General features: G+C 69.2%; 15 protein-coding genes. 2 read left to right on the forward strand and 13 right to left on the reverse strand.

From position 1 onward, the window contains the following. Position 1: 1 nt before the first annotated feature. The 8 genes from H1Q64_RS20360 to H1Q64_RS20395 all read right to left on the reverse strand — a co-directional run bounded on the left by H1Q64_RS20360 (position 2) and on the right by H1Q64_RS20395 (position 8733). Positions 2-1090 carry an alpha-hydroxy acid oxidase gene (locus H1Q64_RS20360; protein ID WP_237905360.1) on the reverse strand — a complete coding sequence of 363 codons (1089 nt, stop codon included), beginning with the start codon at positions 1088-1090 and terminating at the stop codon, positions 2-4. A gap of 12 nt (positions 1091-1102) precedes the next feature. After that, positions 1103-1831 carry a tetratricopeptide repeat protein gene (locus H1Q64_RS20365; protein WP_237905361.1) on the reverse strand — a complete coding sequence of 243 codons (729 nt, stop codon included), beginning with the start codon at positions 1829-1831 and terminating at the stop codon, positions 1103-1105. Beyond that, positions 1831-2517, reverse strand: a complete 687-nt coding sequence (locus H1Q64_RS20370) for a Fe2+-dependent dioxygenase (protein ID WP_237905362.1) — start codon at positions 2515-2517, stop codon at positions 1831-1833. Before H1Q64_RS20370 ends, H1Q64_RS20365 begins: the two co-directional genes overlap by 1 nt. Positions 2518-2599: 82 nt before the next feature. Further along, a complete protein-coding gene (locus H1Q64_RS20375; RefSeq protein ID WP_237905363.1) occupies positions 2600-4891 on the reverse strand; it encodes a TonB-dependent receptor in 2292 nt (763 codons plus the stop codon). Positions 4892-5260: 369 nt separating this feature from the next. Then, positions 5261-6787, reverse strand: a complete 1527-nt coding sequence (locus tag H1Q64_RS20380; RefSeq protein WP_237905364.1) for a glycosyl transferase family protein — start codon at positions 6785-6787, stop codon at positions 5261-5263. Between the two features lie 137 nt (positions 6788-6924). After that, positions 6925-7296, reverse strand: coding sequence for a hypothetical protein (locus H1Q64_RS20385; RefSeq protein WP_237905365.1), 372 nt, complete (start codon positions 7294-7296; stop codon positions 6925-6927). A gap of 22 nt (positions 7297-7318) precedes the next feature. Then, complete coding sequence (locus H1Q64_RS20390) at positions 7319-7921, reverse strand: hypothetical protein (protein ID WP_237905366.1); 603 nt, start codon at positions 7919-7921, stop codon at positions 7319-7321. 53 nt (positions 7922-7974) lie between these two features. Beyond that, positions 7975-8733, reverse strand: a complete 759-nt coding sequence (locus tag H1Q64_RS20395) for a phosphatase PAP2 family protein (protein ID WP_237905367.1) — start codon at positions 8731-8733, stop codon at positions 7975-7977. 232 nt (positions 8734-8965) lie between these two features. On the opposite strand from H1Q64_RS20395, the gene ahcY reads away from it, so the two are divergent. Next, complete coding sequence (ahcY, locus tag H1Q64_RS20400; RefSeq protein WP_137104541.1) at positions 8966-10270, forward strand: adenosylhomocysteinase; 1305 nt, start codon at positions 8966-8968, stop codon at positions 10268-10270. A 204-nt stretch (positions 10271-10474) separates the two neighbouring features. Here the strand turns inward: ahcY and H1Q64_RS20405 are convergent, their stop codons facing one another. The 5 genes from H1Q64_RS20405 to H1Q64_RS20425 all read right to left on the reverse strand — a co-directional run bounded on the left by H1Q64_RS20405 (position 10475) and on the right by H1Q64_RS20425 (position 15223). After that, positions 10475-11062 carry a hypothetical protein gene (locus H1Q64_RS20405; RefSeq protein ID WP_237905368.1) on the reverse strand — a complete coding sequence of 196 codons (588 nt, stop codon included), beginning with the start codon at positions 11060-11062 and terminating at the stop codon, positions 10475-10477. Between the two features lie 79 nt (positions 11063-11141). After that, positions 11142-12116 (reverse strand): Hsp33 family molecular chaperone, encoded by a 975-nt coding sequence (locus tag H1Q64_RS20410; RefSeq protein WP_145628969.1) that lies wholly within the window; start codon positions 12114-12116, stop codon positions 11142-11144. A gap of 84 nt (positions 12117-12200) precedes the next feature. Beyond that, complete coding sequence (argF, locus tag H1Q64_RS20415; RefSeq protein ID WP_237905369.1) at positions 12201-13115, reverse strand: ornithine carbamoyltransferase; 915 nt, start codon at positions 13113-13115, stop codon at positions 12201-12203. Then, on the reverse strand, positions 13115-14269 hold the full coding sequence (locus tag H1Q64_RS20420) for an aspartate aminotransferase family protein (protein WP_237905370.1): 1155 nt from the start codon (positions 14267-14269) through the stop codon (positions 13115-13117). Before H1Q64_RS20420 ends, argF begins: the two co-directional genes overlap by 1 nt. A 150-nt stretch (positions 14270-14419) precedes the next feature. Next, on the reverse strand, positions 14420-15223 hold the full coding sequence (locus tag H1Q64_RS20425) for an ABC transporter permease (protein ID WP_237905371.1): 804 nt from the start codon (positions 15221-15223) through the stop codon (positions 14420-14422). A gap of 80 nt (positions 15224-15303) precedes the next feature. Between H1Q64_RS20425 and H1Q64_RS20430 the strand changes: the two genes are divergently transcribed. After that, complete coding sequence (locus tag H1Q64_RS20430; RefSeq protein WP_145689231.1) at positions 15304-15864, forward strand: regulatory protein RecX; 561 nt, start codon at positions 15304-15306, stop codon at positions 15862-15864. Positions 15865-15931 lie beyond the last annotated feature (67 nt).

Here is a 15931-nt window from a genome sequence, read left to right on the forward strand (position 1 = left end):
TTCAAATGCGCGGCGGGTCGAAGATCACCGAACGGTCGATGTCGGCCAGCCGCGCCCGCCCGCTCAGCGCCATGGCGACCTCCAGCTCGGTCTGAAGAATGGTCAGCATGTGGGCCACCCCCGCCATGCCGCCGACCGCCAGGGCGTGCAGCACCGGCTGGCCCACCAGCACCGCATCGGCGCCCAGCGCAACAGCCTTCAGGATGTCGGTGCCGCGCCGGATGCCGCCGTCCGCCAGGATGGGCAGGCGGCCCGCCGCGCGGGCGGAGACCAGCGGCAGCACCTCCGCCACGGCGGGCAGCGTGTCGAGCGTCCGCCCGCCATGGTTCGACACGATGATCCCCGCCACACCCGCCTCGATGGCGGGGTCGACGTCGTCGGGGTTCATGATCCCCTTCAGCAGCACGGGCAGGCGCGTCTCGGCGCACAGCCAGCGCACCGTGTCCCAGGTGGCCGCGGCGTGCAGCATGCCCTGAAAGACCGGGCTTCCGGGGCGCGACGGGGTGAAATCGTCCGGCGCCAGACCGGCCAGATTGACCGGGGCGATGCCGTCCGGCAGGCGGAAGCCGGCGCGCTGTTCGATGTTGCGCAGGCCGCTGACCGGCGCGTCCACCGTCAGCACCAGCGCGCGGTAGCCCGCGGCCTCCGCCCGCCGCACCAGGGCCAGCGTGTCCTCCGGCCGGGGCTGGGTGTAGATCTGGAACCACAGCGGCCCACCGGCCGCCGCCGCGACCTCCTCCAGCGTCACGCTGGACTGGGTGCTGACGGTCATCCAGGTGCCGGTGAGGCCCGCCGCCTGGGCGGTCGCCCGCTCCCCGTCGCGATGGACCAGCCGGTGGAAGGCCATCGGCGCGATCAGGATGGGATAGGGCATGGCCTGCCCGAACAGCGTCGTGGCGGCGCTGGCCTGCGACAGGTCGCGCAGCGCCCGCGGCATCAGGCGCATCCGGTCGTAGGCGTCGCGGTTGGCCTGCCGGGTGATGCCGTCCGCCCCGGTCCCCGCGATGTAGGCGCGGGTCGCCGCATCGACGCGGGCGGTGAAGTGGCGCTCGTAGTCGTAGAGAGAGACGGTGTCGGCGGGAACGCTCATCGCGGGTGTCCTTCAAACGCATGTGCTGCCAAAACCCTCTCCAGGGACGGGTGAGGGACAGCTGCCCTCCGCCAATGCCATCGCCCGCCACGCCAACGCGCGCAGGCGCGGGTCGGGCTGGTCGGCCAGGGCGGCGGCCATGCCGCGGTAAAAGTCGGGAAAGCCGGTTTCCAGCGCCCGCGCGAACCACGCCAGAGCCTCCTCCATCCGCCCGTCCTGGAGCAGCAGCCGGGCGTGGTTGAAGCGGCCCCAGCAGTCCCCGCCCTCGGCGGCGGCCTGGAAGAGCTGGCGGGCGCCCGCCCCGTCCTCGGCCACCGCGCGCCCGGCCTCGTGGAACAGGCCCAGCATGTTCAGCGCCTTCACGTTGCCCCGGCGGGCCGCGGCGGCGTAGAGCCGGTAGGCCTCGGCGTCGTCCGCCGGAACACCCAGGCCGCGGCAATGCAGGTCGGCCAGATTGAACAGCGCCCACGCGTCGCCCAGATCAGCGGCCCGGCGGTAATGGGCGGCGGCCAGGACGGGGTCGGCGGGCACGCCCCAGCCGTGCTCGTGGCAGCGGCCCAGCATGTTGACGGCGCGGGCGTCGCCGCTGCGGGCGGCGATGCGGAACCACTCCACCGCCTGCGCGCGCTCGGCCCCGCCGCGGTCGAGGCATTGCTGCCCGAGGGCGAGCTGCACGTCGATGATGTCCAGCCCGTCCGTCGAACAGGCGACGGCTGCGCCGTCCCCCATGGCTTGGGCCATCACACCTCCGCCCAGCGCCGCAACAGGTTGTGGTAGTGGTTCACCAGAGCCAGAACGGACGGGTGCTGGTCGCCCAGCTCCCGGCGCAGGTCGATGATCGCGACGTCGAGGTCGTAGAGCATCGCCCGCAGCCCGTCGTCCTTGACCAGCGACTGCGTGAAGAAGAAGGAGGCCCAGCGCGAGCCGCGCGTCACCGGGGTCACCCGGTGCAGGCTGCTGGATGGATAGACCACCGCGTGCCCCGCCGGCAGCTTCACGCCCTTGGTGCCGTAGGTGTCCTCGACCACCAGATCGCCGCCGTCATACTCGCCGGGGTCGCTGAGGAAGATCGTGGTGGAGACGTCGGCCCGCATGCGCATGCCGCCGGTGCCCGGAATGGCCCGGATGGCGTTGTCCACATGGTTGCCGTAGGTCATGTCCAGGTCGTAGCGGTTGAACATGGGCGGCAGGACGCGCAGCGGCAGGGCCGCGGAGTTGAAGGCCGGGTTGCGGCCCAGCGCCTTCAGGATGACCACGCCCAGTTCGCGGGCGGTGTCGCTCTCCTCCGGGATCTGCAGGTTGTTCTTGGCCATCAGCGCCTGGGAGCCCGCGGTGACGCGGCCATCGACCCAGGGCGACGCCTCCAGCACCGCGCGGCAATGGGCGACCTCGTCGGCGGTCAGAACGTCGGGGATTTGCAGAAGCACGGGGAGGAATCCTTTTGCAGAAGAAGAAGGCCGGGCCGGCCCCCGGCGGATGGTCCGGGAGCGCGGTCCGGCCTGGCCGGGATCAGAAGGTGACGCCGGCGGTCAGCATGAAGGTGCGGCCCGAGGCCGGCACCGCGCGCGAGGCGTTGAAGGCCGAGGCGTAGTTGCGGTGGTCGGTCAGGTTGTACGCGTTGAGCGCCAGGGACAGGTTGTTGATCTCGTAGGACACCACGCTGTCCAGCGAGACCGTCTCCGGCACGCGGCCCGTGTTGGCGCTGTCGGCCCAGTATTCCGAGGCGTACTGGATGCCGCCGCCGACCATGACCTTGCCGGGCACGACGCCGGGGGCGAACTCGTAGGTCGACCACAGGCTGGCGTTGTGCTTCGGCACGTTCGGGGCCTCGTTGCCGACGACCGCCGCGTTGGTCCGCGACTCCTTGATCTCGCCGTCGAGGTAGGCGTAGCTGGCGTAGACGCTCCAGCCCTCGACCACCTTGCCGCTCACCCCCGCCTCGAAGCCGCGGATGCGGGTGCCGAGACCGGCCTCGGAGAAGCCGTCGGTGACCGTGCCGGTGGCCGGATCGACCGAGTAGGTGTTGCTCTTCTCGATCTGGAACAGGGCGCCGTTCAGACCCAGCCGCCCGCCGAGGAAGTCGGCCTTGCCGCCGATCTCGTACAGGTCGGTCTTCTCCGGATCGAAGTCACGCCCGTTGCGCGGGGTCTCCGCCGTGCCGTTGGTGAGCTGCGCGGCGATGTCCACGCCGATCGGCTTGTTGGAACGCGCGTAGGAGAAGTAGAGCGACGCGTCCTTGGTCGGCTCGTAGATCAGGCTGGCCGACGGGCTGAGCGTACGGGTGCTCGCGCTGCCGCCCGCCACCGTGGGGTCGGAGGCGCGGAAGGTGCTGCGGAAGTAATCCCAGCGCAGGCCGCCCTGCACCGAAAGCTGGTCGAACAGCCACACGCGGTCGGTGATGAACAGGCCGGTGTTGGCGACGCTGGACTCGCGCACGCCGGTCGCCGGGTAGGTGAGGAAGGCGTTGGCCGGGTAGTTGTGGCTGGGGTTGCGGATGGTCTGGGTGTTGGTGCGGTTGACCCAGGTGCCGCCGCGCCGCTCGTCCTTCTGGTAGCTGAGGTCCAGGCCGCCGTTGACCTTGTGGTAGAGGCCGAGGAAGTTGCCCTCCGCCTTGGCGCCAGCGACGTTCTGGACGCCCCAGCCCTTCTGCTTGAAGGCCAGGCCGCCGCCGGCGCCGTAGCCGATCACTGGGTTGCCGCCGTTCAGGAAGAGCGTGTTGTTGGCCGCGGTCAGCGCCGCCGGGGCCGTGGAGACGAAGTCGCGCTCGTAATGGCTGTAGCGGCTGTCGTTGTAGAAGGACAGGGTCTTGCTGACCTCGTGCGCCAGGGTCGACGTCACGACGTGGTTCTCGGTGTCGTCGCGGTCCTGGTTGCGGACGTAGGACGTGGACCGGTCGAGCCCGAACTCGGGCGCCGGACGGAACGTGCCGTCGCGTCCGCGGATCATCGGCACGCCCATGTCCGGGATCTTATCGCCATCGAGGTAGGAGTAGTTCAGGTGCCAGGACGTCGGGGTGCCCAGCCCAACGCCGAGGTCTGCGGCGATGCCCTTGCGCTTGGCTTCGACCTTGTCGCGGTCGGCGACGTCCTGGTCGTGGTACAGGCCGTTGATGCGCAGCGCCGTCGTCTCGTTGATCGGCTGGTTCACGTCCACCGTGGTGCGGTAGGTGGGGCCGGAGCCGACCGACTGCTCGACCTTGTAGCGCTTGTCCAGCCCGGCCTTCTTGGTGCCCTGGTTGATGACCCCGCCGGAGTTGCCGACGCCGAAGCCGTTGCCCGACGGCCCCTTGAAGACCTGCACCGTCTCGGTGTTGAAGACGTCGTGGGTGTAGACGCCGAAGTCCTTCAGGCCGTCGGTGTAGATGTCGCCGCGGGCGGTCAGGCCGCGGATGCGGAACTGGTCGCCGTTCTGGCCGCCGTTGCCCTCGCCGGTGGAGATGGTGATGCCGGGGACGTTGCGCAGGACCTGTTCCAGCGTCGTGGCGCGCTGCTGCTCAATGATCTCTTCCGGAACGACATTGACGACGCGGGGCGTGTCCTTGACCGTGTCGGGCAGCCGGGAGATGCCGGTGGGCTTGGCGTTCACGTTCCCGCTGTCCGCCGGGCGGTCGGCGCCGACCCGCACCGGGTCGAGGACGGTGGCGTCACCGGCCGCGGTGCCCGGCGCGGTCCCGGTCCCCGATCCGGCCGTCTGAGCCTCGGCCACCGTCGCCAAGGTGGAGAAGGACATCGCCAACCCCGCCGTCGCGGCGGCGCCGGCGATGATGGGTCGGAGGCGGTCGGGGACATTCGATTGCAACATGAGGCTCTCCCGAGAAGTCGTCGTGGCGGATGCGCCGATCAGCGGCGGGTATCTACCAATCGGGGAGGCGCCCCCTTCAACGGCGATCATTCAGAATAATTCTAAATTGCAAAATCACCGTCATTCAGCCCCAGCGCATGCAGGGATATGCTGTTTGTCGGAGGCTCATGGCGGGCTCACCGGCGGTTTGCACAGGCGCGGCCAGACACCCGTTTTTCGCATGTATTCTAACGATTTAAAGTGTCTGTTCAGAGATTTTCAGGGGATCATGCGGGCTGGGCGAACCCCAACTGTTGCAAAGCAGCAACTCCGATAATAAGAATTATTCTCAATATGCTGAGCCGCCGCAGACCGAACGTCTTTTGTACGTCAGGACGGAATCCGGACCGTCACCGCGGCCTGCCCGAGACGGGCCTTCCAGAGCTGTTCGGCCAGCCGTAGGGCGTCGGCGAAGGCCGGTCCGGTGGCGCCGGGAAGGGCGAACAGGGCGAAGGCCGCGGTGCCGACGATGATGCGCTCGGCCCGCGCGTCGCGCACCGCGCCGGTCCACACCCCCTGCCAATATTCCAGGCTGGTACCGCGCGGGCGCGGCGTCGGCGGCGGCTCCTCCATGCAGGCGGGTAGGATGAGGTCCTCCGCCGCGCCGTTGACCAGCCGATGGATGGACGAGGGGCGGAAGGGAGTGAACTGGGCGACATCGCGCACGCTGCCCAGCACGGCCATGTGCTTCCAGCCGAGGATGCGGGCGGCATCGCGGTGCAACTCCCGGTAGGTCGGTTTGGCCGCGCCCAGCAGGGAGGTCTTTGCCTTGGACGGCTTCAGCAGATGCACGGCCTCGAACACGGCGGAGCGGGTCTGGGTCAGCCGGTGCAGCCCGATCAGCCGGTAGATCTGCGGGGACAGGGCAGCGAGCGGCGCGTAGGCGATCCGCTGCGCCGCCAGCGCCGCCGCGATCTCCCGCCCGTTGGTGCAGACCGGAATGCCCACGGTGGGCGCGATGAACTCGTACCGGCCGGAGGCCGCGCTGCAGCCCGTGCTGCCGTGCAGCAGCACCCGGTGGCCGGCCTGCGCGACCAGCCGTGCCGCGTGGAAGAACCAGGGCGGGTTATGGTAGTTGGGCGAGGTGAAGCAGGGCCAGTCGATGTCCGCCTGGATCGTCCGCCCCAGCCCTGCGGCGACGTGTGCCCGCATCGCCCGCACCATCCCGGCGAGTTCCGGCGCGGTCGAGCCGCGCATCCGCATCATGCCGAGAAGCGCGCCGACCTGCACCGGATCGGCCTCGCCCGCGAGGATGATGGTCATCGCTTCCTCCGCCTCCTCGGCGGTCAGCGGGCGACCGTGGCCGCCCCCGGCGACGCCCAGCACGCCGATATGGCGGGCCAGACGGTCCTGCGCGGGGGCGTCCGGCGCGATTCCGTCCAGCTTGGCATCGATCTGGGCCGGGGACGGCTGGCCCTCCAGCAGGCCGGCGGGTCTCACCCGGAGCGGTGGCGCCGCGATGCCGGTCGGCACGTTCCAGCGGGGATCGAAGGTTTCGTCGACCACCGGGCGTTCCGCCAGCGGCTCGAACAGGGCGTCGATCCCGCGCGCCAGCGCCTGGACACGCGGGCGCAGCGCTTCGGCGAAGGGCGTCGGCACCAGACCGCGGCCCGAGCGGATGAACAGGGGGTCGCCGAACTCCTCGCGCATCTGCGCCAGAAGCCGGCTGAGCGCCGAGGTTTGCAGACCGAGGTCGCGGGCGGCCAGCGTGACGTTCCGTTTCGACAGCAGCGCGTCCAGCGCAACGATCAGACGCCCACGCGACAGCGGGTTCTCCTGGTTGCCGGGAGCCGTCTGGCGCGGACCAGACGTCTCCGGCTCCGGGCGCGCCGCGGCGCCCTTCCTCTTGACCGTCATGTGATTTCAGCCCGAATGCGGTTGCTTGGCCGGTTCACGGCTGCATACCATGATAATGATACGCATTTGCATGCCAAAGCAACACGCACGCCCCTCCCCTTCTTCGCTCGGAGGAAGGGGTCGGGGGCTTGTGGTCCTTAGTCCTCGGACTCCACGGGCTTGGGGGCTGCGGCCTGCTCCGCCTGGATCCGCTCGACGATGCGGGTCAGCGCCGCCGCGTCCAGGGGGCTGTCCATGTTCAGGTCCTGGGCGAACTTGCGGATCACGCCAATGGCACGGCGCCGGGTCACGATGTCGACGTCACCGGGCCGCGTCCGCTCGACCACCGGCCCCTTGTAGTAGCCGCTGCCGACGCGCCACTGGCGTTGGCCGTCCGCCCGCCATTTGGTGCCGTCGGACAGCACCATGCAGCGGTTACCCTCGGTGAAGGCATCGACGGTGGCGATCCTCTCCGGGCCGGTCTGGCTGTTGTGGATCGTCACCTGATCCCCGACCCTGAACGCTGTCATTCTGTGATCATCCTCATCTCGGTCAGTCGCTGTCCGACACCGGACCTCCGGAACGGAATCCCGCGCCCTGGTCGCTCTCGCGCCGCTCCTCTACCGCCGCCATCAACCGCGACTTCGCGGTGGCACGGCTGTCGGGCGCCCCATCGTCCGTCCGCTTGCCCGGCGGCTGGCTCCGCGAGGCGGAGCGCACACCATTCAACGCCGCCAGGAAACCGGTGGCCGGACGCATCGTCCTGCCGCCGCGCAGGCCGGGCGGCGAACCCGCTGGCGGCGCCGAAGGCGACGATGCCGGGGGTTGCGGCTTCGCCGCGGGGACGGGGACGCGGGCAGGGACGACGTCGACCTCCACCTCCTCATGCGGCGCCCGCCGTTCGGCGGCCTCGGCATGGGCGAGGCTGGTGGCTCGTTCCACGACCAGCGTCCGGCATTCGCCGTCCAGCGTTTCGTAAACGCGCTTGGCCTCGTTCAGTTCATGCAGATCTTCCGTTTCCAGCGTGCGGTCCAGCGCGCTGGAGAGCAGCCGGAACTCCAGCACACCCGGCACCCGCGCCTCGTCCACGGCGCGCTTCAGCACGCCGACGGCTTGCAGGGTTTCACGGTCTAGTGCGCCTTCGGACATCGACATGCTGTGGGTTGAACGGCAGGATCACCCGAAATATCGGCTGAGCCTGGGCGGGGTCAAGTGCGATCCGGCACCGTTCCGGCTTCATCCTCCGGTTCGACGGCACCGCGTCTTTGCAGCCACAGGGCGACAAGCCAGCACAGCGCGGCCCAGCCCGCCCCGACGCACCAGCCCGCCAGGACGTCGGTCGGCCAATGGACGCCCAGATAGACGCGGCTGCACCCGACCAGCAGCGTCACCGCCATCGCCACGACGAGCACATAGGCCTTCTGCCGCTTCCCCTCGACGAAGCGCGCCAGCATCGCCCCCAGCGTCAGGAAGACGACCGCCGACAGCAGCGAATGGCCGCTGGGGAAGCTGGCGGTGAAGACGATGTCGCCGTGGGGGACGATGTCCGGGCGCTCCCGCCCGATCTGGTTCTTCAGCAGGCCGCTGATCGCCATGCCGCCGCCGACCGACAGCAGCACCAGGAGCGACGCCCCGCGCTTCCCCTGGAGCAGCAGGAAACCCACCGTCACCGCGGTGATCAGCGACAGCACGGTGATGCTGCCAAGCGCCGTGACGTCGCGCGCCGCGTTGTGAAGCCAGGGCGGCCCCAGCGGCATCGCCGGATCGCCGGCCACCCGCAGCGCCATCAGCACCGCGCGGTCGAAGGCCGCCGTCTCGCCCTCGATCACCTCGCCGGCCAGCAAGGCGAAGGCCAGGATCAGCCCGGCGCTGACCGCCATACCGACGAGAAGCCTCAACTCGTGCCGGCCGAGCCTCGTCCAGAAGCCGGGTGCCCTCAATCCTGCCAGCGCCATCGCCCGTCCCATGCCTTCCGTCCGTCACAGACCGGTTATGGGAACGCCGGCCCGCACGGAAAAGGTCCGCCGGGCCGGACAAGCCGCGGCCACGCGGTCGCCCACGATCGGTTGCCCCGCAAACATAAAGATATCTTTATGCTTGCGGGGGCCGGATGGCGCTGCTACACCAACGCCACAGCGGGCCGGTGCGCCCGCCCCTTTTCATTGCTGTCCTACGAACAGCCGCCCAGGAGACCCCCCGATGGCCGCGCCCGCCAACTTCACCGACTACAAGGTCAAGGACATCAGCCTCGCCGAGTGGGGCCGCAAGGAAATCACCATCGCCGAGACCGAGATGCCCGGCCTGATGGCGCTGCGCGCGGAGTTCGGCGAGACGAAGCCGCTGGCCGGCGCCCGCATCGTCGGCTGCCTGCACATGACCATCCAGACCGCCGTGCTGATCGAGACGCTGACCGCTCTCGGCGCGACCGTCCGCTGGTCGTCCTGCAACATCTTCTCGACCCAGGACCAGGCCGCCGCCGCCATCGCCGCCGCCGGCATCCCGGTCTTCGCCTGGAAGGGCGAGACGGAGGAAGAGTTCTGGTGGTGCATCGAGCAGACCCTGCGCGGTCCGGACGGCTGGACCCCGAACATGATCCTGGACGACGGCGGCGACGTCACCCAGATCATGCACGACAAGTATCCGGAGATGCTGGCCGAGGTCCGCGGCCTGTCGGAGGAGACCACCACCGGCGTCCACCGTCTCTATGAGATGATGAAGAAGGGCACGCTGAAGGTTCCGGCCATCAACGTGAACGACAGCGTCACCAAGTCGAAGTTCGACAACCTCTACGGCTGCCGCGAGTCGCTGGTCGACGGCATCAAGCGCGCCACCGACGTGATGGTGGCCGGCAAGGTCGCCGTGGTCGCCGGCTACGGCGACGTGGGCAAGGGCTCGGCCGCCTCGCTGCGCTCGCAGGGCGCGCGCGTCCTGGTGACGGAGATCGACCCGATCACCGCGCTCCAGGCCGCCATGGAAGGCTATCAGGTCGTCACGATGGACGAGGCCGCGCCGCAAGGCGACATCTTCGTCACCGCGACCGGCAACGTGGACGTCATCACGCTGGACCACATGCGCCAGATGAAGGACCGCGCCATCGTCTGCAACATCGGCCACTTCGACAGCGAGATCCAGATCGAGGCTCTTCGCAACTACAAGTGGGAAGAGGTCAAGCCGCAGGTTGACGAGGTTGTCTTCCCCGACGGCAAGCGCCTGATCGTCCTGGCCCAGGGCCGCCTGGTGAACCTCGGCTGCGCCACCGGCCACCCGAGCTTCGTGATGAGCGCCAGCTTCACCAACCAGGTGCTGGCCCAGATCGAGCTGTGGACCAACGCCGCCAGCTACGAGAACAAGGTCTACGTGCTGCCGAAGCACCTGGACGAGAAGGTCGCCCGCCTGCATCTGGACAAGATCGGCGCCAAGCTGACCACGCTGTCCGCCAAGCAGGCCGAGTACATCGGCGTGAAGGTCGAAGGCCCGTTCAAGCCGGACCACTACCGCTACTAAGCGGATCCGAACGGATCGGAACGGAAAGGGCCGCCCCACGGGGCGGCCCTTTTTGTGTTTAAGGTGCGCTGTTGCCCCACCCTTCCCACGGCTTCGCCGCGGGCCCCTTCCCTCCCCCGCTGACGCAGGAGAGGGAGTTCAATCCCCTCCCCTGCGAAGCGGGGGAGGGTCAGGGAGGGGGCAAGACTTCCCTGCTGCCGAACGTTACCGCCGCACCATCGGCGCCAGATCCTTGCGGATGCCGGCGTCCAGCCGTGCGTTCAAATCGTCCATCATACGGCGGACGAGGTCCTGCAGGGTCGCCTCGCGGTCGGCCACCGAGATGTTCTCCGGCACCGTTGTGGAGTGGGTCACCGTCGCCTTGGTCATGCCGCGGAAGGTCGTCTCGCCGGGCAGCTCGCCGCCGATCTCCACTTCGATCCGACCGTCGTAGCGCTGGGCCTGATCGTTGGTGAAGTAGCCCTTCACCCCGCCGGTCTTGGGAAGCTGCACCTCGACGATGCTGGCGTCGCGGATGGTGACGCGGACGCGGCCCGGCCCGCCCGCGGCCTGGAGCCGCTCGTTGGCCCAGCGGCGCACCGCCTCGGCGGGCGGCAGGGGGATGCGCTGGTCGACGGTGGTGCCGGCCGGACGGTGGGCGTCCACCACGTCGACGCCGCCCGCGCTCAGCATGATCGGGCCGAAGTTGGAATAGTCGATGGGCCGGGCCGCCGGACGCGGCGGCGTGCTCTGGCAGGCCGTCAGGGCCACGGTGGCGAGAGCGGCGGCGAGAACGAAACGGCGGGTGGGCATGATCGCTCCGGTGAGACGGAAAAACGGCGCGGCACTATAGCCGCGCCGTTTCCCAAGCGCATCCGGAACCTGGAGCCCCCTACTTCGCCGTCCCATAGACCCGGTCGAGGTCCGCGTCGTCGAAGTGGTAGGCGGTGGAGCAGAACTGGCAGACCACCTCGACCCGCCCGTCGTCGATCTTCAGGCTCTGCACCTCGTCCCGCGGCAGGCTGGACAGCATGTCCGACACCCGCTCGCGCGAGCAGCGGCAGCCGAAGCGCAGGGCCTTGGGCTGCCACACCCGCACGCCGTCCTCGTGGAACAGGCGGAACAGCAGGTCGCGGGCCGGCAGCTCCGGGTCGAGAAGCTCGTCGCCGGTGGTGCTGGACAGCAGGACCATGGCGCGGCGCCACGCGTCCTCGTCGCCGGAGCCGAGCACCTTTTCCGTGGCGTCCTGCGGCAGGCGCTGGATCATGATTCCGCCGGCCCGCCAGGCGCCCTTGCTGCCGTCCGGCAGGGTCTCCTGGTCCACCGACACGGTCAGGCCGGTGTCGATCTGCTCCGACTGGCGGAAGTAATGCTGCACGCAATCGGCCAGCGTCTTGCCGTACAGCTCGACGATGCCCTGGTAGCGCTCGGTGTTCGGCCCCTGGTCCACGGTGAAGGCGATGTGGCCCTTGCCGAGCAGGGCCGGCGCCGGGGCGATGGCCACGTCGTCGGCGGCCTTGGCCAGCGCTTCCTCGTCGAACTGGGCGTAGGCGCGGATGTCGCCGACCGAGGTGATGTCCGCCACCATCAGCCGGACCGGCCCGTCGCCCTTGGTCTGGAGCGTGAAGATGCCGTCGTATTTCAGCATGCTGGACAACAGCATGGCGAGCGTCATCGTCTCGGCCAGGAAGCGGGCGACCGGCTCCGGATAGGCGTGGCGGGTCAGGATTTCGTCCAGCGCGGGGCCCAACTTCACCATGCGGCCGCGCAGGCGCGACGCCTCGATCTGGAAGGGCAGAACGAGATCGTCGGTGATCGGTTGGACGGAAGGATCGTCCATGATGTCCTCGAAGTTACGACAGGCCATGGCCCGGCGCCGCCTTCCCGCTCATCGCGGGGGGCGGCGCCGGGCCATGACTCCAATTCCAAGGGCTCTTAGCCCCAAGTGCTCTTAAATAGTGGCGCCGAGGCACCATGCCAGTATGGCCTTCTGGGCGTGCAGGCGATTTTCCGCCTCGTCCCAGACGACCGAATGCCGGCCGTCGATCACCCCGTCGGTCACTTCCTCCCCGCGATGGGCGGGCAGGCAGTGCATGAAGAGGGCATCAGGGGCAGCCAGCGCCATCAGCGCCTCGTTCACCTGATAGGGCGTCAGGATCGCCGCCCGCTCGTCCACGTCGGTGTTGTGCATGGAGGCCCAGGCGTCGGTGACCACGCAGTCGGCGCCGCGCACGGCCTCCTCCGGCGAGGCGGTGACGGTGATCCGCCCGCCCTCGCGCTTCACCCAGTCGAGCAGCTCCGGCGCCGGGCCGTAGATCTCCGGGCAGCCGAGGCGGATCTCCACGCCGAGGCGCACCGCCACATGGACCCAGCTGACCGCCACGTTGTTCACGTCGCCGATCCAGGCCACCGTGCGCCCTTCGATGGGGCCGCGATGCTCCTCGAAGGTCATCACGTCGGCCATGATCTGGCAGGGGTGCGACTGGTCGGTCAGGCCGTTGATGATCGGCACCGAGGCGAACTCGGCCAGCTCCTGCACGCGCTCCTCGCCCATGGTGCGGACCATCACCGCGTCCACATAGCGGGACAGCACGCGGGCGGTGTCGCCGATGGTCTCGCCGCGGCCGAGCTGCATGTCGTCGGGCTTCAGCACCACCACGTCGCCGCCGAGCTGGCGCATGCCCACCTCGAAGGAGACGCGGGTGCGGGTCGACGGCTTCTCGAAGATCATCGCCAGCGTGCGGCCCGCGAACAGCGAGCGGTAGGCCGGGATGTCCCTCTTGATGGTCGCGGCCATGGCGAGGATCTGGCGCAGGGTGGCCTTGTCCAGCCGGTCGATGTCGAGGAAATGACGAACGGCGGGCATCACACCAGCTCCTTGGCGGTCTTGGCGAGGATGGCCACGGCCTCCTCGACCTCGGCCTCGCCGATGTTCAGCGGCGGCAGAAGCCGAACCACATTCTCGCCCGCCGGAACGGACAGCAGGCCGTTGGCGCGCAGTTTCGCCACCACGTCGCCGACCGCCGGGCCGCAGGCGAGGCCGAGCATCAGCCCCTGGCCGCGCACGCCCTTGAAGACCGACGGGTTCTCGGCCACCAGCCCGGCCAGCCGGTCCTGGAGCAGGCCGCCGATGCGCTGCACATGGTCGAGGAAGCCGGGCTCCAGCACCTTGTCCAGCACGGCGTTGCCGACCGCGGTGGCCAGCGGGTTGCCGCCGTAGGTCGAGCCGTGGGTGCCGGCGGTCATGCCCGACGCCGCCTTCTCGGTGGCGAGGCAGGCGCCCAGCGGGAAGCCGCCGCCGATGCCCTTGGCCACCGCCATGACGTCCGGCGTGATGCCGGCCCATTCATGGGCGAACAGCTTGCCGGTGCGGCCCATGCCGCACTGGATCTCGTCCAGGAACAGCATCATCCCGTGCTGGTCGCACAGCTCGCGCAGGCCGCGCAGGAACTCGACCGAGCCGGCGCGGATGCCGCCCTCGCCCTGGATCGGCTCCAGGCAGATGGCCGCGGTGCGGTCGGTGATGGCGGCGCGCACCGCCTCCAGGTCGCCGAAGGGCACGAGGTCGAAGCCGTCGAGCAGCGGGCCGAAGCCCTTGATCAGCTTCTCCTGCTGCGCCGCCGACACCGCGGCCAGCGTGCGGCCGTGAAAGGCCTGCTCGAAGGTGATGATGCGGGTGCGGGCCTTGTCGCCCTTCTCGTAATGGTATTTGCGGATCAGCTTGGCGCCGCACTCCCACGCCTCGGCGCCCGAGTTCGTGAAGAACACGGTGTCGGCGAAGGTCGCCTCGGTCAGCCGCTTGGCGAGGCTCTCCTGCCCGGCGACCCGGAACAGGTTGGAGGTGTGCCAGAGCTTGCGGGCCTGGGCCGTCAGCGCCTCGACCAGATAGGGGTTCGCGTGGCCGAGGACGTTCACCGCCACACCGGCGGCGAAGTCGAGGAATCGTCGCCCGTCGGTCGCGTACAGATACGGACCTTCGCCGCGCTCGAACACGATGTCGGCGCGGGCATATGTGGGCATGACGACCGGAATCACAGCGAAAACCTCCGAATGAGGAAAGCCCGGCGGACACCCTCGCCCGCCGGGAACCGTCGAATATCAAGATGTCACTTCAGCCTGTCAACGGATTGGCTACGCCGACCGGCTGAATTCGGCCGGATTCGGGCGGATTTACGCCTTCAGCTTGTAGCCCGTCTTCAGCATGCGCCAAGCCAGCCACCAGAGGCCGCCATTGACCGCCAGCATGACGAGAATCCCGATCCCCAGCGTGCCGTCCGACCGACCGATGAAGCCGTAGCGGAAGCCGTCGATCATGTAGAAGAACGGGTCGAAATGGGCGATCCACCAGAACACCGGCGGCAGCGTCTCCACCGAATAGAAGGTGCCGGACAGGAAGGACAGCGGCGTCACCACGAAGTTGGTCACCGCCGCGATGTTGTCGAACTTCTCCGACCAGATGCCACCGACCAGCCCGAGCAGCGACAGCAGCATGGAGGCCATCAGGGCGTGGAAGACGACGAATTCCGGATGGGCGATGCGGATCGGAACGAAGGCCCAGATCGCCAGCCCGGTCACCAGCCCGACCAGCAGGCCGCGCGTCACCCCGCCCATGACGAAGCCGAAGACCAGTTCCAGCGGGGCCATCGGCGGCATCAGGATGTCGACGATGTTGCCCTGGACCTTCGCGATCACCACGGAGGAGGAGGTGTTGGCGAAGGCGTTCTGGGCCATCGCCATCATGATCAGGCCGGGCGCCAGGAACTCCAGATAGGGCACCGTGCCGATCATCCGCACCGCACCGCCCAGCGCCAGCGCGAAGACGGCGTAGAACAGCAGGGTGGTGACCACGGGCGCCCAGACGGTCTGCTGGTGCACCTTCAGGAACCGGCGCACCTCGCGCGCGTAAAGGGTCCACAGGCCGACCCAGTTGACGGCGCCGACCTGGCGGGGCATGGGAGGGAGAGGATGAGTCATCGCACCACGATTCACAGGAATGGACCGGACTTTAGGGCGCGCCGCACGTTCCGGCAACCGCCCCCGGACGGGAGACAGCCATGACCCGCGACCAGCCGCCGGCCCGCAAGCCGCCGCGCCTCGTGACCGCCCAGTATCTGGAGAACGCGGCCCTGCACTATCTCCAGCGCTTCGCCAGTTCCTCGGCCAGCCTGCGCCGCGTGCTGATGCGCAAGGTCGACCGCTCCGCCCAGGCCCACGGCACCGACCCGGCGGAGGGAGCGCGCTGGGTCGAGGATCTGATCGCCCGCTACCTGCGCAGCGGCCTGCTCAACGACACGGCTTACGCCGAGATGCGGGCAGCCAGTCTGCACCGCCGCGGCACCTCGACCCGCGCCATCCGCGAGAAGCTGTCCGCCAAGGGCATCGGCCGCGACGAGGCCGACCGCGCGCTGGAGTCGCTGGACGAGGAGGTGGAGGGCGACCTGAACCTGACCGCCGCCCTGGCGCTGGCCCGCCGCCGCCGGCTCGGCCCCTACCGCCTGCCGGAAAAGCGCGCGGAGTTCCGCGACAAGGACTTGGCGGCACTCGGCCGTGCCGGCTTCGCCTACGACATCGCCCGGCGGGTGGTGGACGCCGAAGACCCCGACTCGGTGGAGTAACCCCGTCCCCTCCGCGGCCCGTTCGCCCCGTCCGGCTGTTGTTCGGCAAACGCCACCGGTTCGGGAA

Origin of the sequence: Azospirillum brasilense, assembly GCF_022023855.1 — a bacterium.
In the GTDB taxonomy this organism is placed as follows: Bacteria; Pseudomonadota; Alphaproteobacteria; order Azospirillales; family Azospirillaceae; genus Azospirillum; species Azospirillum brasilense_F.